Here is a 26,360-nt window from a genome sequence, read left to right as displayed (position 1 = left end):
TTTTTGTTATTTCTTCTTTTTCTTCGCAGGCTTTTCGGCTTTTGCTGGAGCTTCATCCTTCACTGGATTCTTCGCCGCACTTCTTTGTTTCAAACGAACATAGAGTGGAAAGTGATCGGAAACGCCAGTTTCCTTGTCACTGTCCCAACGGTTTGGATATTTACCTTTTTTAAGGTGAATTGGATTGTAGCGGATCACATCAATAGTGCCCGGCTCCATTTTGTAGCTGCCAGATCCATCCGACAAAAGGGCTTTTGAATAGATCTGTGCATCTAAGTACGACCACGAACCGCGATAGTTGTGCGTGCCTTTACATTCCTTGCAACCCACAAAGTGCGAGATCGCGCCCGATTTACCCATGATGTCGCGGAAGAAGTGTTCTTTTTCCTCTTCTTCGTGCGTGATGTTCAAGTCACCAGCAGCCACAACCATGGCATCAGGTCCTTTATCTGCGACAAGTTTTGCGAGGAAGCGAGAAGCCTGCTCACGCCAATATGTCGGGTTTGATTGAGAAGGGAAGTGGGCCACGAACAAAGTCAATGGATCGCCATTGGGAGCTTTCACGGTCACTTCAAGAATATTACGAGAGCGGAACATCCACTCTTTGTCTTCTTCGTTTTTTGGTTCCCAAGGGATTTGATGCAAGACTGGTTTGCCAACTACTGGAAAGCGCGACATAAAGCCGACGTCGATCCCGCGTTTGTCAGGGCCTTCAATCAAGACAACAGTTTTATATCCTGCCTTTTGAAGATAGTCGTTATTCCAGATGTTCAAAACGTTGAGATTCTCAACCTCGATCAACATCAAAACGTCCGGGCCTTTGCCATCGACACCCAAAACGACATCAGTCAGATTGCGCATTTTCTTCGCTAGTTTTTCCTCTGTCCAATCATTGTTAAGGCATTCACCACGACGATAGGCATTGTCATTTTTTTCGCGACATGCTTTTTGAATTTCAGGGCTGGCGTTTTTCACTGCCACTGGCATGTAAGCGTAGTCTTCGCGATCTGCATCGTGAACCGTATCGAAAAGATTTTCGACGTTGAATGACATCACAGAGATTTCGTCATCAGCTTTCGGCGGCAGATCCCACTTCTTTTTCTCGAAGCTGACGGCACAACCAATAAGGGAGACAGAGATTAAAAGGGCAGTGACTAATTTTTGGACAGGCAGAAATATTTTCATGACCTTTGTTGTAAGGGGAGTCTGGTGATGACTCAAGTCGAAAGATTTTTAGGTTTCAGTTGAGACTCGGGATGTCTTGATTTTCCCTATTGCTGAATGCGGGGTGCCATAGTAAAGTCCGTCATCGTTTTCCTAGGGAGTCGCCAATGCAAATGAAAGCTCAAGTTCTCGCAGTTTTAGGTACTTTTTTGATCAGCTGTGGGGCGTTTGCTCAAGATCGTGAACAGGCGATGGTCATGTCGCTCGGTGATTCTTCAAGCGGCAAATGGAGCACAAGTTTCTTTTCGATTTCATCTGTCGACAATATGACATTTGGAAGAGCCGAACCTAAAGACCAACGTTCTTTCGGTGGTTACAACTACTTCTCCTTGAACTACAAATTGGATCAAGATCGCAAAGTCTCTTTGCGCCTGCCATTCACTTACCAAACTGAAGGTGTCGATCCATACGGCGAATACGTGAGCGCTCGTGGAGACCTTCAAGACGTCTTCGTTGCGATGTCTTTCTATGATCTTGGTTATCTGGGACCTATCGATCTTTCTGGTGCGATTAAGGTTTATGCGCCGACAAGTCAGATGTCGAAGGACTCAGGCATGATCACTCGTATTCGTGGTGAGTTATTTGTAGACTACAACTTCACACGTTTTTCTTCGATCACGTGGGTGATCAAGCCAGGCATGTTTGTTCAGCAGAACTCAGCTTACTTCAACGAAACAACTGCGATTGGTGATGATGGTCTTTATGTGAAGTCACCGATTTCGGCGACAAAGCAGTTTGAACTTGAGCATTACTTAGAGCTTGTTGCCGATATCAATCAGTACTTTGCCTTGAAACCAAGAGCGGGTTTTGATGAAACTTGGTATTATGGTTCAGTTTCAAATGATATTGATTCGAGCCACATGACGAAATTCGTTGCAGGGCTTGGCCTTGAAGTAAGACCAATGCGTGGATGGAACTTCACAGTGGGTTTCCAAAACGAAACGACACTGAACAGCTTTAAAGGTAAGGACGTTGCTTACTGGCAACCAGAAAACACGTCATTCACTTTGCTGACGAACGTTTTCCTTTTCAATCTATAAGATAATTGTCTTCGTCCGCTCGAAAGTGATGAATTTCACCTGAGAGTGGATTTGTAAATGATAACTCCGCTGCTTCCAATTCAATACGGTCCTCAAGCCACTGGCGAGCAGCGCCGTAAGAAACATCTCCCACAATTGGATATCCTAAAGCTGACATCTGCGCGCGGATTTGATGTGTACGACCTGTGATCAGTTTAATGCGCACTTCTGAAATCCCCGGTTCCCACAGACGATAATTTAGAACTTCCAGCTGGCATTCTTGCCAGTCAGTTTTTGCTTCCGTCGAAACGGTTTTCGGTGCGCGGGGAGAAGGCTCCATATAATGCGTGACCAATCCCAACGGAATTTTTTCGCCATGGACAAGTGCGCGATAGATTTTATTCATGCCACGCTCGATCAAGAGTTTATTAAATGCCGATTGGAACTGTTCTGTTTTTGCGTAAACGATCAGTCCGCGCGTGGGAACATCCAAACGATGAGTCAGTAGAACTTTTTGGCCAATGGCCTTTTCAACATAGGCTTGAACGTTTTCTTTTAAATTGTCGACAGAGGCATGAACGGGTAAGCCCGAGATTTTTTTAACAACGACAAAATCCGAATTTTGAAAGACGATCCGCGTTTTCCAAAGTCCATCATCGGCCAAAAAGCGACGGGGTTTGGTATGGACTCTTAGATAGTCTTCTTTTTCGATAAAGATATTTTGAATTTCGCGTTGGCCTTTAACGTAGATGCAACCTAATTGTAAGAGAAATTCGATTTGCGTTCGATCAATGTCAAGAATGCCTAATAAAACATCACATAATAATCCCGACTGAGGGCTTATTATATGTCGAACACCGTATTCAAATCCTCTTGCGCTCTGCATACTATTTCCTGTGATAGAAACTACCCATAGCATGGTGTGACATCTGTGTTCAAGTGGGTCCGTTTCGTCCATAGTAGTCAGCTCTAGGAGTAGTGAGTTTTGGAATTTGCACAAGAGCCCATTTTTCAGTGGATGTCTCAGTTTGCTTACCAGCCTGGGATCGTCTATGCGGCGCTTATCGGAATGATGATGTTATCGGCCGTGGGTTTCCCATTGCCGGAAGAAGTCACGCTGATCAGCGTAGGCATCTTGGCATTTATGGGGGCAAATCCTGACCATTTCCCTCCGCCATACCCAGGTGCTCCCGTTGTCAATGTTCATACCGCCGCCATTATTGCCTTTGTAGCCGTCGTCGTCAGTGACACGCTGATATACGTTTTAGGGCGATTCTTTGGGCGTAAAATTCTTTATCATCCGCGTGTTCAGCGCCTATTCCCAGCTGACATGATGAAAAAAGTCGAAGAGTGGACTCATAAATACGGTGCTTATGCTTGCGGTATTTTCCGTTTCACTCCAGGACTTCGTTTCCCAGGCCATTTGGTTTGCGGTGTGATGAAGTTTCCAGTTTGGAAATTTTTGGTCATCGACGGTATTGCAGCGGCGATCAGCGTTCCAACGCAAATTTATCTCCTCGCTCATTACGGTGAACCGATCCTTAATAAACTGCGCCAGTTTAAACTGGTCGTCCTGGCGGTATTTGCTGTGATCGTTCTGTACTTTGTGGTGAAAAGAATCCACAAAAAATGGGTCACACGAAACGTGAGTCTCTAAAAAAGCAAAAACTCCTGAGGGTCACCCAGGAGTTTTTTTGTATCTAAAATCTTTTAAAAACTAAGCCGCTTTATGATCAAAGACCAAGTCTTCAGTCAATTCACAGCAGATGTGAAGAGCTACTGGTTTGGTGTGGAATTCTGGTTCCACGTCTTTCCAGAAGATCTTTTCGTAACCGCTGCTCAATGCAAAAATCTCTTCGCGGATTTTAAACATCAAACCGGCTGGTGAGCCTAGCAACCAATCCATTTGCACCAAGTACAAGGCTTCTTCCAATTCCACTGGCGTCATCGACTTAATGAAGGTTTGCGGAAGATTGTCTATTAGGTGACAAGCGTTGTGAGAGTACTTGTGGAAGGCTTTCTCAAACGGTTGCACAAACAATCTGTCGACACGCGTATCAGACGGGTTGGAAGCAAAAGGTTGCGCTAATTTTTTGAAATTCCAGTACAAAAGAGCATCGTTCACAACGTATTCGGCGCGTGGCAAATAATCCGTGATCGCATCGACTTTAAGACCTTCATGCGAGTGATCTTCTTGGTGCGCATTGTGGTCAATCGCCACCAGGCTGCGCAAGTGATACAGGAATGAAAACACACAGTGCAACTTATCCATAAACGGTTTTGAGAAATTCAAACCGAAATTATAAAGCAATGGCGAGCCGATTTTATTTTCTAGCCAAGAGAAAGTATCAAGCAAAGGCCCCAGAGCCGTTAGATCTACACCCCAAGGTTTGATCGCTGTTTCAAAAGCTTCGTTAAAAAGTTCTTCGAATTGCGCGCACACTGTCGGAGGAACAACGGCAATATGTGATTGCAAAGCACGGATGCGAGGTTGGGAGCGCTCGTAAAGCTCAATGTGTGGATCTAAAGAGCGGAATGCTTCACATGTGAAGTTGTAATCCATACGAGGATTTGCAACTGGGCTCTTGATATAGTGATTCAATTTGATCAAAGACAAGCCCGTCAATGCGTCAGCCATGTATTTAAAGGGCTCTGTCGGTGTGAATTTTGAAAAATTTGTTTCTTGATTCCAAAATTGAACCTTCAATGGTTTCCAAGTCGAACCTTTTTCCATTGTGACGTCAAAACCCAAACGTAAGCTCGTCTTTTTCATTCAGTGACTTCCTTCCACATGTATTTAGCCAAGTCCTCTATCGGCTCAAATGTGAACTTGTTCGAGTCGGGTTTTTATGGGATCTTGCAGGTCTATGGTCGCGTTTGGAAAATGGATAGATGCTCATGGTCACTTGGCCGATCCCCGTTGGGAAGGTCAAGATAGTGCCGTCATTGAAGATGCTCGTAGCAAGGGCATTCACTTTTTTATGCAAGGTGGAGTCAGCCCTGAAGATTGGGGACGACAACGCGCCTTGAAAGCTCGTTTTCCTCAGCATATTGGTCTTTGTTTTGGCCTTCATCCTTATTGGGTGATTGATCATGAACTTGAAGAGTGTGAGGAAGCTTTGGATTTATTGGCTCGAGAGCTGCCGGATGCTTTGGCACTTGGGGAGCTCGGCCTTGATTTCCGTCCTCACATCATGAAAGACACCCGCGATAAGCAAATGACGGTCTTTGAGCAGCAATTGGAGCTGGCGCAGATGTCGTCTAAACCCGTTGTGCTTCATCTTGTGCAGGCCCATGAGGAAAGCCTCAGGATCATGGACTTGTGGGGGCTTCCCAAGCAAAAAGGCATGGTACACTCGTTCAACGGAAGCTGGGGCAAGGCTGAGGACTTCTTGCGTCGTGGTCTCTATCTGTCAGTGGGCGGGCCTCTGTGTCGTCCTGACAACGAAAGATTACGCCAAGCCGTTCGCGAAATTCCCCTTGAAAAGCTTCTTGTTGAAAGTGATACCCCAGATCAGGCTCCTCCGGCATATAAAGGGGGCCTAAATCCTCCTGAAAGCATTTGGGAGGTGGCAAGAACTATAGGGGAGCTGAAATCTCTTGATCCTCTGGAGATTTTAGATATCACTACTGAGAATTTTAAACGACTTTTTGCCCAGGGGACCGCGCCGGAATCTTTTGGGTCGTGATTTGACGGAGACCTATGGAAACCCCAGAAACAAACTCTCTTCCACAACCAGAAGAAAATAACTACGTTTTGCATCGTCGTTTTGATCGCATGGGCCGTTTGGTCGGCGATGACGTGATGAAAAAGTTGTTCAATTCTCACGTGATGGTCATCGGTATCGGTGGCGTGGGGTCGTGGGCGGCGGAATCTTTGGCTCGTTCTGGAGTTGGTAAAATCACCATCGTAGATTACGACGAAATCTGTATCACAAATGCGAATCGCCAATTGCATGCTTTGCAAGGTTTGGTGGGACGTAAAAAAGCAGAGGTGATGACGGAACGCCTGCGCAAGATCAATCCCCAAGCGACAATTGATTCTATTCCGGAGTTTTATAACGCTGAAAATTCAGAGAGCATGTTGTCTTTGAAGCCTGATTATATCGTCGATGCGATTGATAATTTGACGGCGAAAGCTCACTTGCTGGCGACTTGTCGCGAGCGTGGTTTGAAAGTGATCACGTCAGGTGGTTCAGGTGGAAAAATGGATCCTCTTCGTATCAAAAAAGCCGATTTGGCAGATACGCACATGGATCCGATGGCGCATCAAGTACGCAAAATTTTGCGTCAAAAATACGACTTTCCTCAAAAAACTTTCGGCATTCCATGCATCTTTTCGGATGAGTTTCCAATTGATCCAGTGGAATTGAAATACGATGGCGGAAAAGGCTTTAAATGTGTTTGCCCACAAGGCAGCCAAAACAAACTTCATGGCTGTGACGCTCGAAATGTGATCTGGGGAACTGCGAGTTTCGTAACAGGTGCTTTCGGCTTAGCTATGGCGTCGCACATCGTTCAAGAGATCGCAAACAGCGTGAAGGCGGAGGCAAAATGATCGTAGCTGCTTGGTTTGCCATCGTTTTTTTCATTATTCTTGTCGGCTTCACAGTTGTAGGTCTTACGTTCCGCCATTGGTGGAAAGAGCGTAAGAAGACTAAGGCCGCGTAATTAAAAATACCTATTGAGTTTTAAGTTAAATTTGATACCTTGCGGTGCTTTACATCGCTATGAAGGAGCTATGATGGGACCTATTTCTAAGTTCATCGATCATCACTATCGTCACTTTAACGCTGCGGCTTTGAAAGACGCTGCTATTGGTTACAAAACGCACGTTGATAAAGGTGGCAAAATGCTTGTCACTCTTGCTGGTGCGATGTCGACTGCAGAACTTGGTCTTTCTTTGGCTGAAATGATCCGCCAAGGTAAAGTTCATGCGATCTCTTGCACAGGTGCGAACCTTGAAGAAGACGTGTTCAACTTGGTTGCGCACAATCACTACGAGCGCATCCCGAACTACCGTGATTTGACGAAAGAAGACGAACAACGCCTTCTTGAAAAACATTTGAACCGTGTGACTGACACGTGCATCCCTGAAGAAGAAGCGATCCGTCGTATCGAGAACGTTGTTCTTGAATACTGGCAAGAAGCTGACAAAAAAGGTGAGTCTTACTTCCCACACGAATTCATGTACAAAATTCTTCTTTCTGGAAAGTTGGAGCAGTACTACCAAATCGATCCAAAAAATTCTTGGTTGCTAGCTGCTGCTGAGAAGAACTTGCCAATGGTTGTTCCAGGTTGGGAAGACTCAACTTTGGGTAACATCTTTGCTGGTCACTGCATTAAAGGCGACATCAAAAATGTGCACACTGTAAAAGGTGGTATCCAGTACATGACTTCATGGGCGGAGTGGTACATGGCGACTGCGAAGAAATCAGAAGTTGGTTTCTTCCAAATCGGTGGTGGTATCGCCGGTGACTTCCCAATTTGCGTAGTTCCAATGCTTGAGCAAGACTTGGGTCACGAAGATGTTCCATTGTGGTCATACTTCTGCCAAATCTCTGACTCGACAACTTCGTACGGTTCGTACTCTGGTGCGATTCCGAATGAAAAAATCACGTGGGGTAAATTGGCTCCATCGACTCCAAGCTACATCGTAGAGTCAGACGCAACAATCTGCGCTCCATTGATGTTCGCTTACATCTTGGGTCAATAGTTATCTGAATTTCCAAAAACCACTAAAGCCTCGGCAGAAATGTCGGGGCTTTTTTATTTTCTAGATTTAATCAAAGTGCGGAAGTAGTCGCGAGTGTCGTGAAGCATATCTTCGGTCTCAAGATTTTTTTCGATTTCAGCAAGCGTTTTTTGACTTAGATTTTTAAAGTCGGCGAGGGCTTGATAGGCGGCTCCGCGAACGTCACGATCATTGTCAGTTGTAAGTGTGAGCAGAAGCTCTTCATCTGCAGTTGAATGTGGACCGACTTCTGCAATTGCGCGAGTTCCGATGGTGCGAGTATAGGCGTCTTTGCTGGAGGTAAGTCCGCGAAGTTTTTTATATACATCGGCAGGGACGTCATGGGCGTTGCGTAGGGCTTGTGCCGCCTCTTCGCGAACGCCTTTATTATCTGATTTGCTGTCATCAAGTAATATATATTCTGCAAGTTTTCTTTGAATTTCTGCATCTCCAACACCCATGCAACCTAGTGCGCGGTGGCCAGCTTCATTCCCAAAAAAGGAACTGGGAACCATTTTTGTCGTGAGAGGAATATCTGTATTCAACGAACAAAGAAAATCGCGGGTCTCAAATGTTGGTCCCTTTGCCATTGCCGTGCCAATCACGGCATTAACTTTCTTTTCAACTTCACCAGCAGAATACCAATTCAGTTTTTGCCCTAAGTTCACCAACGAAAGTTGCAAAGTGGGACTATCGGTGAGTGAATCGGCGGCTGCGCGAAGGTCTTTTTTTGCTAATTCATTTTTTGAGATTTCTGCAAGAATGGATTTTTCAGTTTCCGTCAGGCGACTGAAGTTGAGTTCGCGCAGATAGCTTTCAATAGTCCCCATGTAGCTGAGACGTTCATCAGAGTTGAGAAGTTCCTTAGTGACTATCAGTTTTTCTGCTGTTGAGAGCTTTGGGTCTGATAGGGCACATTCCTTTTTGAATCCGGGTGCTGCTCCAGAGCAGGCGGCTGCAGCTGTGCCCGCTAAGGCTGCATTCCATGGGCCAGCGAAATTCTGGCTTAGGTCATTGATTCCTTGAATGGTGGACATCACTTTTTGAGCTTCTAGGTCTTCAAGTCTCTTGCTGTAATTTTGTCCAACGGAAGTCACATACCTATTCAGAAAAGGTCGTACTGTTTTTCCAGATGGCCCCACAGAGTCAAAACCATAAATTTGGGGGATTCCAGCGAAAACTTTTTGCATGCGGGATTTAAATGAATCTCCAAGGGGACTATACCGAGCTGTCACAATGCGATCAGCGACATCGGGAGCGATGCCATCGTTGATGAGGACGCGACGATATTCCGCGGGAGTACGGCGATCCTGAGACTTATCCGCAAGTGTATTGCATCCAAAAAGATAGACCTCTTTAGGATGACGTAAGATACCTTCACATGTTTTCGAACAAGAAAGTTTTTCGAGAGTTTCTAAGGAAAGTCTTTCTTTCGTATCGCCAAAAAACGCACCGCCAAAATGACCCGAAACGATAAGTGTATCGCATTTTGTCTGAGAAGCACAGGCGTCCTCCATCCAATTGCGATTGTTCGTATCTACCAATTCTACGAATTGAACATTTTTGTCTTTGATTTTTGATTGGAAAATCTTCTTTTCATCATCCGAGTTGATAGTGATCGTGCAGACAGTACGTGTTTCTTTGGCCAGGGCCGAAAAGGATAATAACGTGACGATCAGAGAGATGAAGATCTTCATATTCTTCTTTTCGGAAAACAAAGTGCGTAAATCAGTCCAGAACACCCTCGGGATTGTATCAAAATGAGATTTATCTCTCGATCAGGATTCGCCGATAAGTGTTTATGCTGAAGTGGGTTTCGAGCATCAAGATTTTCATCGCAGGTGTCATCATGGGGGGAGTTGTCTTCTATGGGGTGCATCTGTTTACCCATCGCAGTCTGAATAAATCTTTCCCAGAGCTATTCACAGAAGATATCGAGGATCGCTTTCAAAGTTATGCGATCAAACTGACGGGCCGTCAGAGTCTTTACGTCGCGAAACTTCAAGAAATTGAATCTATTGAGCGAACATCGAATGCGACAGCTTTGTGGTTTGATCTGCCGACAATGATTCTGAAAGCGGAAGCACCGGTCGAATATAACTACTTCATCAGCCTATCGGCGCCATGGAAGTTTCATATCGTCGGAGACACTCTGGTTGTGCGAGTTCCTGAGTTGGGAAGCAGTACGCCTGCGGTGGATATCGCGAAGCTCAAGTTCACAGTGGAGCAGGGAAGTGTCTTGCGAAACGAAGAGCGGGCATTAGAAAAAATGGCTGAAGATTTGCCCGGGCTTTTAATTGAGAAAGCCATTGCCAACCGAGAAGTCGTCAGAGAAGAAGCCCGCGTATCAGCGGAAAAATTCATTCGCACGTGGTTTGAAATGGTCACTCACGAAGAGTACACCAAGCCCATCAAAATCAGATTTCCACACGATCGAGATTCCGACAGCAAGCCTTAATTAATCGTTAGGCATATCGTTTTTTGCTGGACAGCTGGCCGCAAGCTGGCGTGTCAAGATAGCCGCCTTCATGTTGACTCGAATCATCACCCATTCGTCTAATTAAGACATGACAAGATGGAGGGATTCATGAAGAGCGTAAATGTGTTGTTAGGTGCATTGGTTTTTGCTTTGATGGCTTGCTCCGACGGGGGCGGTAACAGTAAGGGCGGCGGCGGAATGCCGGATTTGAAACCGGGAATGAAGCCGGCGAATGCTGTATCTGAAGCCGATCTTCAGTACTATGCGCAGCTCATGAATAACTCACAAAGTTTTTTGCCGGCTGACCAGGTGGTTTTTAATGACATTCTTTCTGGTGCGCAGACGGAAGCTGTTACCCACGAACAACGCGAAGAAGCGAAAAATCGCTTAAGCGCAACGGGCCGCCAGAACATCAGCATGATTCAACAAAACTGCGTGATTCAAGATGCAGAATCACAAACAACAGGCGATCAAGAGTTCAAGGTAGGTGCTGTCAGTACAACTGTGGGCACGATGGGAATTTTCGACAGAGCCGCTTGTCCAACGTTGATGAATAAAAGGGCGAATTCAAAAAATACAATTCGTTCCATTGAACCTCTTGGTTCAAATTCAGTTCGCATCGTTTCATTTGTTGAAAATACAGAGTCACGCAGCCAAACAATTGAAAGCAGATCTTGGCAGAATTCTTTGCAAGGCGCGCGTTTTAACATGGAAATGGCGAGCAGTGGAACTGTTGAAGCGACACTTGCGAATCAATCTTTGAATCTAAAAGCGGACGTTGCAGGAACTGGCACTTTGCAAGTCGACCTTTTGCAGAACGACTATATTCGTGGTCCGATTTCCTTCAACGTGAAAATGGATACGGCAACTCAAAAGGGCCAAATGCAGACTCTATTTGATTTGCAAACAACACGTGGCGCGATTCGTATAGTGGTAATTGGGACTGAGTCTTCACAAGAGATCTATATCAATGGTGAAAAAAGAAGCCCTGGTATGATGAAGGCATTTACGTCTGCTATCGAATGGGGCAAGCTTCCTTTTATTAAATAATTTCCTGTTAAATCCCGGCCCTGGACTAGAAAACGCTGTCCCGACTTATTGAAGTAGGGACATAATGTCCTAGGGCCTACTGGTACATGGTGTGCAAGAGATGTATGTTGGTGTCGGGTTGACCGATGGGGTTTAAGGAATGAAGGAACTCATAGTTTTTCTCTTGTTAATGTTTGCGATGATAAATGCAGCGGAAGCTCAAGAGGGGCGTTCTGGTTGCGTGATGGATACGGGTCTTTTGGATCGTATTGAATGCCCGTATTCGGTCGTTGAAGTTCAAGGTCCTATCTTTAAAAGAAAAGTTAAATATGGAATCCCACAAGGACGAGCACCAAAAGGTGGTTGGCCAACGGTAGTTTTATATCAAGGAACATTTTTTCCGGTTGAGTTCTCTCGCCGTCAAATGATGCCATTTGGTGGTTTTAACGAGATCCGTTTGATTCAAAATCTAATGGATAATGGTTTTGCGGTGATTGCGCCTCCAGCAACGGAAAAGCTTGCTTGGATGACGAATATCATCGGTATGGATTACGACACTTCTGAAGACTTCTATTTTATCCAAGAGCTTCTAAGAGCCATGAATGCCGGAGAGTTCGGCAAACTCAATATGAATCAACTTTTCGCCACAGGAATTTCAAGTGGTGGATATCACACAAGCCGCATGGCGGTTTCATTCCCAGGAGTTTTTAAAGCTCTTGCGATTGAGTCGGCTTCATATGCGACTTGTGGCGGCCCGATGTGTTTTGTTCCAGATGCACTTCCAGCAAATCATCCACCGACATTATTTTTGCACGGGATGCTGGATCATGTCGTGCCGATCACAACGATGTATTCCTACTTGCACCGCCTTGAAGATGAAGGGGTTGAAACCAAGGTTTTGGTTGATACCTTCGCGCGCCATCAATGGCTTGATGAAGCCCCTGAAGAAATCACGCAGTGGTTTTTACAACACCTTCGTTAGTGAAGGTGTCTTTCTGCAAGTTCTTTGATTTTTGGTAAAGATCTATTCCAGCTTTCTAAAGCGTCGGCATAGGATTCGACCTGATCGGGGCTATCACCAAACTCTCCCACCACGACGAAAAGTCGCGTTAGATTTTTTGTGCTCTCCAGCCGATAGGTGATGTTTTCGTTAATCTCAACGAAGCTGGGATCACTCACGCGAAAACTAAATTCTAATTTTTTAAAGGGTTCGACGTGAGTGACAGTGCCTTTGGCGGCAACCAAGCCATCATGGACTTTCCAAACAACCGGTTCGCCAGTCATCCAATTGGATTCGAGGCTCATAAATTCGGGCCACCATTCTTGGATCCATTCTTTCGACAGATGAGGATCGGTGAGGATGTTCCATACAGTTGTTGCCGGAGATTCTATTACTATTGATTTTTCGATTTGTTGTGCCATGAACGTAGAATAACGTGGCTTTAAGGATCGCCCAAATTACGAGCGGCTTCCTTGTTAAGAGGCAAGGGATCTCCTAGCCCTTGATACCAACTTCGACAAGTTCTGGATTTAAAACTCGAATAATCTCACTAGGCTTCATGCCGACTAAATAGCCGCGTTTGCCGCCGTTGATATAAATCTTCTCAAGATCCAAAATGGTTTTCTCCATAAAGACGGGCATTTTTCTTTTCGTGCCGAAGGGAGAGGTTCCACCAATTTGATATCCTGAATGACGATCCGCCACCTCGGGCTTGCAAGGTGAGACGGTTTTCACTCCCATATGACGAGCCATCTGTTTCGTTGAGACTTGCATATCTCCGTGCATAAGAATCACGAGAGGATCTTTACTGTCGGTTTCCATGATTAGGGTTTTGATGACCGCGTGTTCAGGGACTCCCAGCTGTGAAGACGAGTGAGCGGTGCCACCTTTTTCGAGATAAGGAAAAAGGTGATGCGTGATCTCGACATGATGGTCCTGCAACTCCCGAATTGCCATCGTCATTGGGAGTTTGTCTTTATCACTCATTGCTGCAGATCCTTGGTATCGATGTAGGTTTTTTCTAGATCTTCTTTAAGTACTTGCGCCAGCTGTTGAGTGCCCAAGCGGGACACATTGATAAAGTCTTTTTGGTCATGACGAACTTTGTATTGTTCAGCCAACATCAACTCGTCATGTTTTCTGAATCTTTCGATAATAGAATGAGCGCGCGCTTGCGGATGACCCAACTCTACCAAAAGTTCTTGGGTGAGGGTGAGGCTTGAATCCAAAGTTTCACGACGAATATGAGTGACTCCAAGATCCATCAAATCAAAAGTATGCTGACGATTGCGAGCGCGGGCATAGATTTTTACATGGGGAAAGTTGGCGCGGACCGTGCGTGCAATGCTGGTCGCTGTTTCCATATCATCAACAGCCAGAATAAAGTGTTTGGCGTCTTTCATTCCGGCAGCTTCGAGAATTTCTTTACGAGAAGCATCTCCGTAGTAAACCTTGTTTCCAAAACGACGAAGCAGTTCAATTTGCTCCGAATCATGATCAATAGCTGTAAAGCCGATATTCTGCGCACGTAAAAGACGACCAAAGATCTGACCAAAGCGACCAAATCCCGCAATGACGATTTTGTTGTTCGCATCTTCGAAGCTGTCATATTCAGCTGTTCGCTGACGTTTGCGTGAAAGGTAAGCGTCGAATTTGTCGTTTGCAACAATGATAAATGGACTAAGCACCATGGAGAGGGTCACAACCATTGTCAAAAACTGTGTCGTTTCCGCCGGTAAGATACGTGAAGTGAGTCCCACGCCAAAAAGAACAAACGCGAATTCCCCACCTTGAGAAATATAAGCAGCCAAGTTGCGTGAAGGATCTGAGGCCAAACGCATGATACGACCAACAGCAAAGAGCAATGCTGATTTCACAATCATGTAACCAATGGTGGCGCCCAGAACTAATAACGGTTGCCGAATCAAAAGATCCAGGTTCAATCCCATGCCCACGGACACAAAGAAAAGACCCATCAAGATACCTTTGAATGGATCCAGATCGGCTTCAAGTTCGTGACGGTATTCCGACTCTGATAAAAATACCCCACCTAAGAAAGCACCGAGTGCCATCGAGAGGCCCACTTCTTCCATCGAGTAGGCAACGCCAATCACAATAAACAAAGTCACACCGGTGAAAAGTTCACGGCTGCGGAACGAAGCAACTTGGCGCAGGAAAGGGCCCATCAAAGTTTTACTAAAGATCGCGAGACCAATGATAATTGCAACAGCTCCAGCCCAGTTTGTGTGTGTGGCTGCTGTTGCGGTTGTTTTAAGTCCAAGCGTAGGGATGATCGCAAGGGCAGGGATGGCGAATACGTCTTGCATTAGCAGAATTGCAAATGAGGATCGACCGAATTCCGTGTTTAGAACTTTACGCTCACTCAGGGACTGTACAGCAAATGCAGTTGAAGATAATGACAGTGCAAACCCAATCACGAAGCTGGAAGGCCAAGAAAGATCAAAGCCTCTGGCGATAAGAGCAAATGCCGCCGTACAAAGAAGAACTTGCAACCCACCAAAACCGATCAAAGTGCGACGAAGCGCCCAAAGCTTTCGAGGCTGCAGTTCTAGGCCGATCATGAATAGAAGGAAGACCACGCCAAACTCCGCAAAATTTTGCGTGTAGCGATAATCCAAAATCATCCCGAGGCCCTGAGGCCCGATCAGAATGCCAGCTGCCAAATAACCCAGAATACTACCCAATCCCAATTTTTGACAAACGGAGACGAGTAAAATGGATGAACCTAAAAATGCGAGTACTTGAAAGAGATGCGGATGAATCATGGGGATAAGACTAACAAGGCCTTACCCCGGGCGCATCAAGTTTTTTCATGTGTTCCGAGGTAACGGGCGCTGAGGATTTCAAATCTCCAAGTCAGTAAGACCGAAACACAGACTAAACCAAAAAGGAGCCCGATCCAAATTCCGATAGGTCCCCAACCCAAATGGAAAGCGAGAAGATAGCCACTTGGTAGGCCAATGATCCAATAAGAAACAAAAGCAAAAACACTCGGCCAAGCTGTATCACTAAGACCACGCAAAGCACCGATTGCAACAGCTTGCAAGCCATCAAAAATCTGGAAAATACCAACGACGATAAAGAGCATCGCTGCGAGTTCAATCACATTAACGTCGCTTACATAAAGAGTCGGAATCCAATTTCGTAATAACAAAATCGCAACGGCACAGATCGTGGAATAAATCGCGACAACTTTCATTGAAGTAAAGCCTGCATAACGAGCCCAGGCCGCATCGCCTCGACCGATTTCATAGCCCACACGAATGCTGGAAGCGATACCGATACCAACAGAAATCAAGAATGTGACGCTCGCCATACTGATGGTGATTTGGTGGGCCGCAAGAGGCATTGAACCAAACCACCCCATCATGATCGCAGCCGAGGAAAACGCGCCGACTTCAAAAAGATAGGTCATGCCGTTAGGAATTCCCAGGCGGAACATATTTCTCAGCAGAGTATGATCCATCTTATGAGTCCAACGCTCTTGCAGATATTTAGTAAAACGCGGATTGAAATGGATGTACGAAACCATGGCAGCGGCCATCAAAATACGTGAAATAAGCGTGGAATACCCAGCACCTTCAAGGCCAAGCTTCGGTGCGCCCCAGTTCCCGTAAATCAAAGCATAGTTGCCGAGGATATTTGCCAAGACCCCAAAGAGCATCACAAACATTCCGACCTTGGTTTTTCCAATTCCGTCGGAAAATTGTTTGTAGCACTGGTAGATCAAGCTTGGGAGGAGGGACCATGTGATGATTTCGAAAAACTTCAAAGAATTTTCCAAAACCTCAGGTGTTTGCCCGAAAATAGATAAGTTTGGTAGGAGGGCGTAAAGCACTCCAGTCAAAATGGCTGAGGTGATCAAGGTGACTATCAAACTGTGGCGTAAAAGCACGCCGCCGTAAGGGTAGTCTTCTTGCCCCTGCATCTTAGCAATGAGTGCGGTGACGGGAGAAAGAATTCCCATTCCCGCAATAAGTGCGATAACAAAAACACTTCCCGCAAACGCAGAAGCACTTAATGCGACGGCCCCCAAAGCTCCCACCATGATCGTATCAGCCAGATTGATCAGATTTTGACCCACTTGACCGACAACAATAGGACCTGAGAGTTTGGCGAGAAGTTTAGTTTCGTGAACGAGTTTAGACTGCGACAACTTCTTTGATCTCCGGGAACAGTTCCACCATACGGGCCTCGATGCCTTGTTTGAGTGTAACTTGTGAACTCGGACATCCAGAGCAAGCACCCTTCATACGGATATAAAGAATGTTGTCTTCGTATTTGTAAAACACGATATCGCCGCCGTCTAAAGCAACAGCTGGGCGGATTTCGCGATTGAGAACTGATTTGATATTGCGAACGATCGGAGTGTCGTTTTCGTCTTCCACAACTGGAGTGAAATCGACAACCACGGGTTCATTTGAATCCAAGTGTTCTTGGATCAAACCACTAAGAGGGTGAGCCAAAAGCTCCCAATCAACCCAATCTTGTTTTGTCACTGTGATAAAGTCAGAACCCACGTACACCGAACTCGTCCAAGGGAACCCGAAAATTTTCGACGCAAGTGGGGATCTCTCGGCATCTTGGGCCGTTGGGCAGTCAAAACCCTCTTCTGTTACAGAACGGTGAAGCAAAAACTTCATTGTCGCAGGGTTTGGGGTGATTTCGTAACTGACTTTGTTCATAGAAACCTCGGTTCGCGTCCGCACACTATCGGAAGAAGTCTTTTATGCCAAGCGTGTTAATCAGCGAGACGCACTTGATTAAAGCTTAAAAACTCAATAAATTTCCATCCTCTAGGGATTCAGAAATGGGCCCCAGTATACACGAAAAACAGGCAGATTTGAATAGGCAACTAAAAGGGCGTGAAGGCCCACATTCAGGAGACTTTGATGACACCAAGAGTTAGAGAGATTTTAAACTGGTATGGATCCGACAATCCGGGCGTTCTTACGAATTTAGCTCGCATGTTGAACCACGGTAAGCTAGCTGGCACTGGTAAGCTCGTCATTCTTCCTGTCGACCAAGGTTTTGAACATGGTCCGGCTCGTTCATTTGCAAAAAATCCAGATGGGTACGATCCCGCTTACCACGTTGAATTGGCGATTGAATCAGGTTGCAACGCCTACGCTGCTCCACTTGGTGCGATCGAAGCGATTGCTCGTGAGTATGCAGGTGAGATCCCGTTGATCTTGAAGATCAACAACTCTGACACTCTTTTTGGTAACAAAGCTCCTATCTCTGCGTTGACGTCACATATCGATGATGCTTTGAGATTGGGCTGTGTGGGTATTGGTTTCACAATCTACCCAGGCTCTGCGGAACGTAAACACATGTACGAAGAGATCGCGGAAGCGGCTCGCAAGGCGAAAGAAGCCGGTCTTGTTGTGATCATCTGGTCCTATGCTCGCGGTGAACAACTTTCTAAAGACGGCGAAACCGCTATCGACGTGATCGCATATGCGGCTCACATCGCAGCTCAATTGGGCGCGCACATCATCAAAGTAAAACCACCAAGCGCACACATCGAACAGGCGGCTGCGGCAAAAGTTTACCAAGAACAAGGTATCAAAGTTGCGACATTGTCGGATCGTATCCGTCACGTTGTTCAAGCTTGTTTTGCAGGTAAACGCATCGTGATCTTCTCTGGTGGCGAAGCAAAAGGCACGGATGAGTTGATGAAAGAAGTTTCTGAATTGGCACAAGGTGGAGCTTTCGGTTCAATCATGGGTCGTAATGCTTTCCAACGTCCAAAGAAAGAAGCGATTCAATTGCTTCATAACGTAATGGAAACTTTCGCAGGGAAAAAACTGTAATTTATGAGTATTCAAGAAAATCCGCTAAGAGCAGAGAAAAGACGTAAACTACAAGCCCTTCGTGAGAAGGGTATTAATCCTTATCCGTATTCTTTCGACAACAAATCAAAGATCGCTGAAGTTGTGAACAAGTATGCTGACGGCTTGGCGGCGGGTGAGAAAAAGCCTGAAGCGGTTTTCCGTTTTGCAGGTCGCTTGATGACTTTGCGTGCAATGGGAAAAGCTAGTTTTTTCAACGTGCAAGATCAAACAGGCACTGTGCAAATGTATGTGAAAACAGAAGAGTTGTCTGAACAAGACAAAGCTTCGTTTGAGCTTGTCGATCTTGGCGATATCGTCGGGGTTGAGGGTTTTGTTTTCAAATCACAAAAAGGTGAATTCTCAATTTACGTTAAAACTTTCCAAATTTTGACGAAATCAATTGAACCACTTCCAGAGAAATTCCACGGCGTACAAGACGTAGAAATCAAATACCGTCACAGACACTTGGATTTGATGACAGATCCAGAGTCACGTAAGGTTTTCGAAACGCGCTCAAAGATCATCAAAGAAATCAGAAGATTCTTGGACGATCGTGGATTTATGGAAGTTGAAACGCCAACCTTGCAACCACTTTACGGTGGTGCGGCTGCTCATCCGTTCACGACTCATCACCGTGCTTTGGATATGAAGCTTTACATGCGTATTTCTCCAGAGCTTTATTTGAAACGCCTCATCGTAGGTGGCTTTGAAAAAGTTTACGAGATTTCTAAAAACTTCCGTAACGAAGGTATCGACAGAACTCACAATCCAGAGTTCGCTTTGCTTGAGTTCTACGAAGCTTACACAGACTACAACTACCAAATGAAACAGTTCGAAGAACTTGTTGCTCACTTGGTGAAGTCGGTGCACGGTTCAATGAAGGTGACTTACCAAGGCAAAGAGATCGATTTCACTCCGCCTTGGCGCCGTTTGACGGTTTATGACGGTGTACGTGAGTACGCTGGCATTGATCCAGAAAAGGCAACTGACGACGAAATTTTCCAAGCGATCAAAAAGCACGGATCTAAGGAGCACAATCCTTACAAACGTGGCGAGATGATCATGGAACTTTTCGAACTGACAGCAGAACAACATTTGTGGCAACCAACGATGGTTATGGATCATCCAGTCGAGATTTCTCCGCTGACGAAGATCCACCGCAAAGATGGTCGCTTGGTTGAGCGCTTTGAGCCTTTTGCAGCTTGCATGGAAATCGGAAATTCTTATTCAGAGTTGAACGATCCTGAAGATCAATTGGCACGTTTGAAAGAACAAGAAGCCGCTCGTGGTGAAGACGAAGAAGCGCATCCAATGGATGAAGACTTCTTGTTGGCAATCGATGCCGGCATGCCGCCAACAGGTGGTGTGGGGCTTGGAGTTGAGCGTATCGTGATGCTTCTGACGGATCGCCCGTCGATTCGCGATATCATCTTCTTCCCGACGATGAGAATCACTAAATAGCGGTTGATGAAAAGCGGCCATTCGACTGCGTTGTCGGGGCCGCTTATCGCTCCAACGTACCTTACAGGTACGCCTCCGCGCTTATCGGGAGATTTCTGAAGAGCGTTTGAAAGCTCGTGTGAAGTATGAAGATCTTTATAATCTTCATGAGCTCTATCCTCATATCTACGGGCCTGTGAATCTTGACTCTGTTTTGCGAGTTATTCCGTTCCCTCCGCGGGAAGACGGAACATTCGCTTTACCTTCTGAGCTTTAATTAAAGAACGATTCCGCCATCTACGCTGAGAGTAGCGCCGTTGATGTACGCGGCTTGTTCGCTGGCTAGGAAAAGAACCGCATTTGCGATATCAGATGTGTCTCCCAAGCGAGCAACTGGTATTTTTGCTGCCATCGCATCGATCGCTTCTTTTGGCATCGCTTTTGTCATCGCTGTTGCGATAAAGCCGGGGGCGATGGCGTTAGCAGTGAAGCCTTTACGACCTAGTTCTTTACCCCAAGTTTTTGTCATGCCGATAACACCAGCTTTGGCCGCTGCATAGTTGAGTTGTCCGAAGTTTCCGTACAGGCCTACAACAGAAGAAATACTGATAATGCGTTTATGTGCAGATGCTGCGTTGAACTTTTCAAGTAAACCTTTTGTGACGTTAAAAAGGCCTGTTAGGTTTGTTGAGATAACCGCATCCCATTCGTCAGCAGTCATTTTTGCAAACGATTTGTCACGCGTGATGCCTGCATTGTTCACCAAGATATCAACAGCCCATGGAAGTGACGAGGCCGCTTTCGCGACTGAATCACGATTGCCAATATCCACTTGAACGAATTGAACTTGAGAACCGAATTTGGACAATTGATCTTTTGCTGATTGCAAGGCTTGCTCTGAGTAATCCCATACAGCGACGTTACCGCCAGCTTCTAGGAAACTCGTCGTGATTTGAAAACCAATTCCTGCAGCACCACCCGTAACGACGGCATTTTTATTTTTAAAGCTGAAGCTGACATTGTTCATACTGAGTCCTCAAGTTTGAAAGTTAGAATTTACTATGGGAAAAGTCTGACAGATGGATTTGGGAGGAGGCAAGGCAGATGCGCATCGTTATTTATATGGGCGACAATTTTGTCCTCAGTACCTTGGTCTCTTAGAATCTTCGTGAAGTGACTTAGCCCGTGAAATTCCATGCGCCTCATCGTATCTTTGCCATAAGAGCAGGGGGCATTTAAATGGCGACGTTCTATGTTCGTCTGGACGTTCACAATATCTCTCCAGAAGAATCCAAGTTGTTGTATGTCAATCTAACGGCCGTTAAGTTTTATCGCTTCTTTCTATCTAAAAACAAATCTTACTGGAGATTGCCGACGGGGCTTTATCGCACCGATGGAGAAACTTTGGCGGATGTAAGTTCACGGATTAAAAACGTGCTCAAACGAATGAATAAAACCGGTGAGTACGTCATTGTGGCCAGCGAAGCCATAACAACATTTGGCTTAAAACCGATCAGTCGTACAGAAGCCATCATGCTCAACGAAGGAGCCGCTTAACAAGTTAGCTCGTCGAGCACAGGCGTCTGAGCGATGCTCCTAATTTCTTCGCAACATCGTCCTCAAGGTCTGTCTTGCGCTTAACCAAATAGACATATTCTTTTCGCGTCGGAAATTTTTTCGGCAACGATTTTTCTTCCAAAGCAAATTCTGGTTTCACAATCTCGTTATGAAGTTTAGCAATGAATTTCGGAATGTAGGCCACGGCAAGGCCTCTGCGACAAAGACCTAAAGCCGTTTCTAACATTCCAACTCGATAGCGAATCAAGCGGGGGAAGGCATCGTCAGGCCAGCCATCAAGTCCACGCACCTTGTTTGGTGAGCCCTCAATTGGAGTTGTGGGAATTGCGAAAGGTCGCTCTTCTTCAGCAGTGTGATTGAATTTGCCTTTCAGGCCATAAATTCCCATTTCAATTGATTGCACACGCAGGTGATCCAACTCTGGGTGGGGAATGGGAATGTAGGTAAAGGCAAAGTCAGAGTCACGATTGGCTACAGATTGCTCCATCAGGCCCGGAGTGAGTTCGTGAATATAGCAAGTTCGATTTTCAAAGGTGCCGCTTAAAACACGTTCCATAAAATGAGTTGAAAAAACTTCGAAAGTAGAAATGCGGAGAGGCTTGTTTTCTTCCGAAGCATCGGCCGCTAAATCCGTTTTCTCGACGATGCCATCAAGCTTACTGATGATCTCTTCCAATGCGGGAGCAAGAGCGCGGGCACGATCTGTCAATAAAATCCCGCGACCATCCGGAACAATCAATTTCTCATTCAGTTCCGATTCAAAGACTTTGATCGCCTTTGAGAGGGCAGGGGGGCTGATATGATGAAGCTCAGCCGCCTTGGTCACACTGCCAGTTCGAACGAGGGATAAAAAATAGCGGATTCGATTAGTATCCATTGGTTAACGATCATATCGTATAATGAAATTATATTCAATGGTTTTATGGTCTACGTTCCAGAGGAATCTTCTTCAGGAGGAACGATGAAGGCCATTCAAGCATTTTCGAATTTAACCGAGTTTATGTCTGAGCCCTTGCAGTTCATGCAAAATATCGCGGGTGAAAAGGTTCATACCGTTCGAATGGGCCCTAAACGCTTTGTATTCGTTTTTGATCCGGAGCGAGCTCAAGAGATTTTAATTAAAAGATCTGATGTCTATGTTCAAAATCGGACTGTTTTTGATCGTATCCAGCCGGTTACAGGTAAAAAAGGTCTCGTGCAGCTGGCAGGTAAAGAATCACAGGAAGGGCGACTGAAATCTCGCTCCATGTTTAATAGCGCGGGCTTAGCGGACGCACGGACTATTATTGAATCTTACTGTGACGATTTTTTGAATAAGGTGGAAGGTCACTCGTCTATTGACGTGACCGAGGAGATGATGTCGCTGATTTTACAAACGGCATTGACTATATTTTTAGGTATTCGTTCCCCGGAACTCGCCGAGCAAATAGGAAAAAAATTCCTGCGACTGAACCATCTTTGTGGTTTGCGAATGAGAGCCTTGGTTCCAGTCCCTCTTGCTATTCCCACATTTAAAAACCGTGAAATTAAAAATCTGCAAAAGGAAATTCGCGATCTCATCACGAAGCATTTAAACAAAAATGCCGGCGTCCCAAAAGCATTTGATGCGGATGAGAACATGATTGATCATTGCATGACTTTTCTTTTTGCTGGTCATGAAACAACAGCAGCTTCGCTGGCTTTTACCTTCCTGCTGTTGGCGCGCCATCCTCAATATCAAGAATTTATTGCCAACGGTGACGAAGAAATGACTTTGGCTATCTATAAAGAAAGTCTTCGCTTGTTTCCGCCAGCATATATGTTGGCTCGGGAGGCCACTCGAGACGACGATCTATTGGGAATTCCTGTTATGAAGTCGGATCAAGTTATTATCGGAATCACAGAACTCCACAGGCACTCGGATTACTTTGAGCGACCTGATGATTTTTATCCCGAGCGTTTTCACAACAAGCTCAAGCATCCTCTGGCATTTATCCCATTCGGGGCAGGCGGGAAGTCCTGCGTTGGAGAAAGGCTTGCCTATTTTGAAGCGGCCATTGTTCTAAAAAAAGTCTGTGAAAGATTTCGTATCGTGGAGTCCTCAGCCACTATTCAGTCAGAACCGCTAATAACTCTTCACCCGTTGGCTCAGCAGGATCTTCAATTGTTGCGCAGAAAGGGAGATTTTCATGCTTCACCCTAGAGGACTCTCTTTTTCTGAGAGTTTAGATGCTCTCATTGCGACCTACAGGGCTTCTTCGGCGATTCGTCCTGAGGTCTTGTTCCGACATTTTTTACCTACTGGATATCGTGCGACGACTTTGAGTTCTGTCGCCGAGGATTTTCAGGATTTGGCAATTCTTGCCAAAGTTCATTTAGGAATGATTGTGACCTTGTATGACGATCTTGCTGACCATCCAGAGCATCGTAACTCGGAGCTCTTAAAAGAGCTCTATACTCTGAATGTTGAGGAAGATCGCCTTGCAGCCGTTCACTTGAACGAAAAAGAGAAAGTCGTTTTTGAATTAGGACGCTATTTGTTTTTAGAACTCACGGCACTTCTTAGAGAATTCCCACATTATCGTGTATTAGTTGCGGCTCTGCGGTTCGATATAGAGCAATTTTACTCTTGTAATAAGTATTCAGAACTCATGTCTTCATTTCCAGCAATATGCAATCTAGAAGAGTCTCGAACCTTGGGTTCTCATAATATGGGAATTGTTGCAGCAGGAACAATTGATCTTATGGCAAGTTCTGGTTTGCATCTAGAGGAACTGGGAAAAGCTCGAGAGGTTTTACATCTGGGGCAAAGACTAGGACGCATTAGTAATCTTGTATTTACTTTCAATCGCGAACTTTCCGAGGGTGATTCAACAAATGAGATCCTTATTTCCAAAGACCCTGAATCTTACCGAAAAAAATTACTAGAAGAATTTAGCGCCAAGGCTACAGAAATTCGAAGTCATTCGCTTCATACCTTTTCCACTCAATCGTATGCAGAGGGACTTGAGGAGCTACATCGCCTGCATGCAGCTTTGGAGGGGCGTATATGAAGTCACGGCGGGCGGTTGTTATAGGCGGTGGTATCGCGGGGCTTTTAGCGGCACGAGTTCTTTCCGAGTCTATGGATTCGGTTCTCGTTTTAGAAAAAGACTCTCAGATGGGAGCAAATATCCCCAGAGCCGGGGTGCCGCAGGGGGCTCACCTGCATGTACTCCTCAAACGCGGTCAGAAAATTTTGACTGATTTGTTTCCGGGAATTGAACAGCGCTATGATGAGCATTCCTGTCCCATTATCGATTGGTCGGAGGATACCGCCTGGGAAAATCGCCTGGGGAGGTTTCCCCGTTACCGGTCAACAGTTCAAACACGTATGTTCAGTCGACCTTTTCTTGAGAGTCAAATTTATGACCTGGTTTCAAACATTACGAATGTATCTTTTGTGAAAACGGAAGTGACAGGTTTTGAATTTGCAGGCGAGAAGGTGGCGCGAGTTTTTTGCCGTGATCAATCTTATTATGAAGGAGATTTGATCGTGCTCGCCGGTGGCGCATATTTTCCGTTAAAGCAGCTTTTGCCGGACCTTCCAATAGCGGAACATACCGATGTTTTCCCTGTTGATATCACTTATCGGTCCGCAACTTTTGCAACGGATTCATTAAAATTCCGGGGCATGAAGCAGTACTACTATCAGTTTTTGCCACCAAATGATGCTTTAGGGGCCGTGATCTCACCGATCGAGCAGGGCCGAACAGTTGCAACCCTGATTGAGCACAACCGTCAGGAATCACTTCAGGCAAATCTTGTTGAGTATAAAACCCATGCCCAAAAAGTTCCTGGCGGGGTGGCTTCACACATTCTGGCCGATGCAAATCCTTTAACAAAAGTCTCTGTGTTTTTTAAACCAAACATGCACCTCCGGCGATTGGATCGCATCTCGAAATTTCCTACGAACTTGATTGCGATGGGCGATGTTGTTTGTTCCCTCAATCCAGTTTTCGGGCAGGGGATGACATCGGCCTTGTTGCAGGCAGAACTCCTGCGTCAGTTGCTAAAGAAAAGTTCCTTTTCGTCACGCCAATTTCATTCCGATCTTATAGCAAAAATTCGAGTGCCATTTCTTTTATCGAAAATGGGGTCTGATACAAGAGACAGTTTTACTAAAAGATATTTGCTCAATTATTTGCGGCAATGCCAGCAGTCTCGTGCAATACATCGGAAATTTCTAAAAGTACTTCATCTGGAAGGACGTGTTGTGGACCTTGTGAATATTCAATGCTTTATCGCGACGATTTTGAGGAGAAGCCCATGATTCATCTGCATCAATATCCTGCAATCTGGGGACTGCCAAGTTTAAGCCCATTTTGCATTAAAGTGGAAATGTACCTGCGCAAGCAAAATATTCCCTATCAGACAGTGGTAGAGAAAAATCCCGCGCGCGGTCCTAAGGGGAAAATGCCATTTATTCGCGATGGAAATCTGACCATTCCTGATTCGAGTTTTATTTTACAACATCTGCAGAAAAAACAAAGCGCGGAAGCAAAACAAGACCCACATCTCGAGGCGCAGTCCTTAGCTTTTCAGCGAATGATCGAGGAGCATCTTTATTTTATTTTGCTCTATAGTCGCTGGATTGATCCTGTGGGGTGGGAAGTTCTAAAGCGTGATTTCGTCTCCCTCTTTCCTCCTCTGATTGGAATGCCATTTTTACATTTCCTAAGAAGTCGTTTACAAAAGCAGGCCTATCAACAAGGGCTGGGACGCCACTCACAGTCCGAAGTGTATGAACTTGGAAAACGAGAGATTCAGGCCCTTGCAACTTTCCTAGCGGAAAAAACTTATTTCCTAGGTGAGGAATTCACGACACTTGATGCGACAGCGTATGCATTTTTGATCACAATCCTCAAGCAACCTATCGAAAGTGAATTGCAAAAAGAAGTTTTGCGTCACCCGAATCTTATCGGATATTGCTTCAGAGAAGAAGCCACGTGCTTTTCGGATTTTGCGGGAAAGGTGTGAG

27 protein-coding genes are annotated in these 26,360 nt (G+C 45.6%); 16 read left to right on the top strand and 11 right to left on the bottom strand.

Annotated elements, in window-relative coordinates:
• Positions 1–6 precede the first annotated feature (6 nt).
• Positions 7–1,185 (bottom strand): endonuclease/exonuclease/phosphatase family protein, encoded by a 1,179-nt coding sequence (locus tag ACLWOR_RS18725; protein WP_413942387.1) that lies wholly within the window; start codon positions 1,183–1,185, stop codon positions 7–9.
• A gap of 146 nt (positions 1,186–1,331) precedes the next feature.
• Here ACLWOR_RS18725 and ACLWOR_RS18720 point away from each other — a divergent pair, with 146 nt between their 5' ends.
• Positions 1,332–2,264: a hypothetical protein gene (locus tag ACLWOR_RS18720; RefSeq protein ID WP_413942386.1), complete on the top strand. Its 933-nt coding sequence runs from the start codon at positions 1,332–1,334 to the stop codon at positions 2,262–2,264.
• Here the strand turns inward: ACLWOR_RS18720 and ACLWOR_RS18715 are convergent.
• On the bottom strand, positions 2,254–3,129 hold the full coding sequence (locus tag ACLWOR_RS18715; protein WP_413942385.1) for an RluA family pseudouridine synthase: 876 nt from the start codon (positions 3,127–3,129) through the stop codon (positions 2,254–2,256). The two genes, ACLWOR_RS18720 and ACLWOR_RS18715, sit on opposite strands and share 11 nt — an antisense overlap.
• 99 nt (positions 3,130–3,228) lie before the next feature.
• Between ACLWOR_RS18715 and ACLWOR_RS18710 the strand changes: the two genes are divergently transcribed.
• Positions 3,229–3,900 (top strand): DedA family protein, encoded by a 672-nt coding sequence (locus ACLWOR_RS18710; protein ID WP_413942384.1) that lies wholly within the window; start codon positions 3,229–3,231, stop codon positions 3,898–3,900.
• Positions 3,901–3,960: 60 nt separating this feature from the next.
• Here the strand turns inward: ACLWOR_RS18710 and ACLWOR_RS18705 are convergent, their stop codons facing one another.
• Positions 3,961–5,016: a hypothetical protein gene (locus tag ACLWOR_RS18705; RefSeq protein WP_413942383.1), complete on the bottom strand. Its 1,056-nt coding sequence runs from the start codon at positions 5,014–5,016 to the stop codon at positions 3,961–3,963.
• A gap of 94 nt (positions 5,017–5,110) precedes the next feature.
• Here ACLWOR_RS18705 and ACLWOR_RS18700 point away from each other — a divergent pair, with 94 nt between their 5' ends.
• The 3 genes from ACLWOR_RS18700 (at position 5,111) to ACLWOR_RS18690 (ending at position 7,959) form a co-directional block, all read left to right on the top strand.
• On the top strand, positions 5,111–5,932 hold the full coding sequence (locus tag ACLWOR_RS18700) for a TatD family hydrolase (RefSeq protein ID WP_413942382.1): 822 nt from the start codon (positions 5,111–5,113) through the stop codon (positions 5,930–5,932).
• Between the two features lie 14 nt (positions 5,933–5,946).
• Positions 5,947–6,801: a ThiF family adenylyltransferase gene (locus ACLWOR_RS18695; protein ID WP_413942381.1), complete on the top strand. Its 855-nt coding sequence runs from the start codon at positions 5,947–5,949 to the stop codon at positions 6,799–6,801.
• Positions 6,802–6,987: 186 nt separating this feature from the next.
• Complete coding sequence (locus tag ACLWOR_RS18690; protein ID WP_413942421.1) at positions 6,988–7,959, top strand: deoxyhypusine synthase family protein; 972 nt, start codon at positions 6,988–6,990, stop codon at positions 7,957–7,959.
• A gap of 53 nt (positions 7,960–8,012) precedes the next feature.
• Here ACLWOR_RS18690 and ACLWOR_RS18685 read toward each other — a convergent pair whose 3' ends face one another.
• The gene (locus ACLWOR_RS18685) at positions 8,013–9,674 is read right to left on the bottom strand and encodes a HEAT repeat domain-containing protein (protein WP_413942380.1); all 1,662 of its coding nucleotides are present in this window, start codon (positions 9,672–9,674) and stop codon (positions 8,013–8,015) included.
• Between the two features lie 104 nt (positions 9,675–9,778).
• Here ACLWOR_RS18685 and ACLWOR_RS18680 point away from each other — a divergent pair, with 104 nt between their 5' ends.
• The 3 genes from ACLWOR_RS18680 (at position 9,779) to ACLWOR_RS18670 (ending at position 12,467) form a co-directional block, all read left to right on the top strand.
• Entirely contained in the window at positions 9,779–10,435 is a 657-nt protein-coding gene (locus ACLWOR_RS18680) for a hypothetical protein (protein ID WP_413942378.1), read from the top strand.
• Positions 10,436–10,564: 129 nt separating this feature from the next.
• On the top strand, positions 10,565–11,506 hold the full coding sequence (locus tag ACLWOR_RS18675) for a hypothetical protein (protein ID WP_413942377.1): 942 nt from the start codon (positions 10,565–10,567) through the stop codon (positions 11,504–11,506).
• A 139-nt stretch (positions 11,507–11,645) separates the two neighbouring features.
• Complete coding sequence (locus tag ACLWOR_RS18670) at positions 11,646–12,467, top strand: prolyl oligopeptidase family serine peptidase (RefSeq protein ID WP_413942376.1); 822 nt, start codon at positions 11,646–11,648, stop codon at positions 12,465–12,467.
• Here ACLWOR_RS18670 and ACLWOR_RS18665 read toward each other — a convergent pair.
• From ACLWOR_RS18665 to ACLWOR_RS18645, 5 genes are all read right to left on the bottom strand, one after another.
• The gene (locus tag ACLWOR_RS18665; protein ID WP_413942374.1) at positions 12,464–12,907 is read right to left on the bottom strand and encodes an SRPBCC family protein; all 444 of its coding nucleotides are present in this window, start codon (positions 12,905–12,907) and stop codon (positions 12,464–12,466) included. The two genes, ACLWOR_RS18670 and ACLWOR_RS18665, sit on opposite strands and share 4 nt — an antisense overlap.
• 73 nt (positions 12,908–12,980) lie before the next feature.
• On the bottom strand, positions 12,981–13,472 hold the full coding sequence (locus ACLWOR_RS18660; protein WP_413942373.1) for an aminoacyl-tRNA deacylase: 492 nt from the start codon (positions 13,470–13,472) through the stop codon (positions 12,981–12,983).
• Entirely contained in the window at positions 13,469–15,271 is a 1,803-nt protein-coding gene (locus tag ACLWOR_RS18655; protein WP_413942372.1) for a monovalent cation:proton antiporter-2 (CPA2) family protein, read from the bottom strand. Before ACLWOR_RS18655 ends, ACLWOR_RS18660 begins: the two co-directional genes overlap by 4 nt.
• Before the next feature lie 35 nt (positions 15,272–15,306).
• Positions 15,307–16,662, bottom strand: coding sequence for an MATE family efflux transporter (locus ACLWOR_RS18650; protein WP_413942371.1), 1,356 nt, complete (start codon positions 16,660–16,662; stop codon positions 15,307–15,309).
• Positions 16,649–17,191 (bottom strand): NifU family protein, encoded by a 543-nt coding sequence (locus ACLWOR_RS18645; RefSeq protein ID WP_413942369.1) that lies wholly within the window; start codon positions 17,189–17,191, stop codon positions 16,649–16,651. Before ACLWOR_RS18645 ends, ACLWOR_RS18650 begins: the two co-directional genes overlap by 14 nt.
• 207 nt (positions 17,192–17,398) lie before the next feature.
• Here ACLWOR_RS18645 and ACLWOR_RS18640 point away from each other — a divergent pair, with 207 nt between their 5' ends.
• Genes ACLWOR_RS18640 through ACLWOR_RS18630 form a run of 3 tightly spaced genes read left to right on the top strand, consistent with a single transcriptional unit; the run spans position 17,399 to position 20,060 of the window.
• A complete protein-coding gene (locus tag ACLWOR_RS18640) occupies positions 17,399–18,322 on the top strand; it encodes a class I fructose-bisphosphate aldolase (RefSeq protein WP_413942368.1) in 924 nt (307 codons plus the stop codon).
• A 3-nt stretch (positions 18,323–18,325) separates the two neighbouring features.
• Positions 18,326–19,804: a lysine--tRNA ligase gene (gene lysS / locus ACLWOR_RS18635; protein ID WP_413942367.1), complete on the top strand. Its 1,479-nt coding sequence runs from the start codon at positions 18,326–18,328 to the stop codon at positions 19,802–19,804.
• Between the two features lie 19 nt (positions 19,805–19,823).
• Positions 19,824–20,060: a DUF952 domain-containing protein gene (locus tag ACLWOR_RS18630; RefSeq protein WP_413942420.1), complete on the top strand. Its 237-nt coding sequence runs from the start codon at positions 19,824–19,826 to the stop codon at positions 20,058–20,060.
• Here ACLWOR_RS18630 and fabG read toward each other — a convergent pair whose 3' ends face one another.
• Positions 20,061–20,810, bottom strand: a complete 750-nt coding sequence (fabG, locus tag ACLWOR_RS18625; protein ID WP_413942366.1) for a 3-oxoacyl-ACP reductase FabG — start codon at positions 20,808–20,810, stop codon at positions 20,061–20,063.
• A 212-nt stretch (positions 20,811–21,022) separates the two neighbouring features.
• Here fabG and ACLWOR_RS18620 point away from each other — a divergent pair, with 212 nt between their 5' ends.
• Positions 21,023–21,340: a hypothetical protein gene (locus ACLWOR_RS18620; RefSeq protein WP_413942364.1), complete on the top strand. Its 318-nt coding sequence runs from the start codon at positions 21,023–21,025 to the stop codon at positions 21,338–21,340.
• 4 nt (positions 21,341–21,344) lie between these two features.
• Here the strand turns inward: ACLWOR_RS18620 and ACLWOR_RS18615 are convergent, their stop codons facing one another.
• Positions 21,345–22,238 carry a LysR family transcriptional regulator gene (locus ACLWOR_RS18615; protein ID WP_413942362.1) on the bottom strand — a complete coding sequence of 298 codons (894 nt, stop codon included), beginning with the start codon at positions 22,236–22,238 and terminating at the stop codon, positions 21,345–21,347.
• A gap of 84 nt (positions 22,239–22,322) precedes the next feature.
• Here ACLWOR_RS18615 and ACLWOR_RS18610 point away from each other — a divergent pair, with 84 nt between their 5' ends.
• The 4 genes from ACLWOR_RS18610 to ACLWOR_RS18595 are packed head-to-tail and all read left to right on the top strand — an operon-like array spanning position 22,323 to position 26,359.
• The gene (locus ACLWOR_RS18610) at positions 22,323–23,543 is read left to right on the top strand and encodes a cytochrome P450 (protein WP_413942360.1); all 1,221 of its coding nucleotides are present in this window, start codon (positions 22,323–22,325) and stop codon (positions 23,541–23,543) included.
• The gene (locus tag ACLWOR_RS18605) at positions 23,530–24,393 is read left to right on the top strand and encodes a hypothetical protein (RefSeq protein WP_413942358.1); all 864 of its coding nucleotides are present in this window, start codon (positions 23,530–23,532) and stop codon (positions 24,391–24,393) included. The genes ACLWOR_RS18610 and ACLWOR_RS18605 overlap by 14 nt, the downstream gene beginning before the upstream one ends.
• The gene (locus ACLWOR_RS18600) at positions 24,390–25,652 is read left to right on the top strand and encodes an FAD-dependent oxidoreductase (RefSeq protein ID WP_413942357.1); all 1,263 of its coding nucleotides are present in this window, start codon (positions 24,390–24,392) and stop codon (positions 25,650–25,652) included. The genes ACLWOR_RS18605 and ACLWOR_RS18600 overlap by 4 nt, the downstream gene beginning before the upstream one ends.
• Entirely contained in the window at positions 25,649–26,359 is a 711-nt protein-coding gene (locus ACLWOR_RS18595; protein ID WP_413942355.1) for a glutathione S-transferase family protein, read from the top strand. Before ACLWOR_RS18600 ends, ACLWOR_RS18595 begins: the two co-directional genes overlap by 4 nt.
• Position 26,360 lies beyond the last annotated feature (1 nt).

Origin of the sequence: Bdellovibrio sp. HCB2-146 (assembly GCF_047345725.1) — a bacterium.
Lineage (GTDB): Bacteria > Bdellovibrionota > Bdellovibrionia > Bdellovibrionales > Bdellovibrionaceae > Bdellovibrio.
Note: the sequence above shows the minus strand (reverse complement) of the source record. Positions and strands in the feature narration are given on the sequence as shown.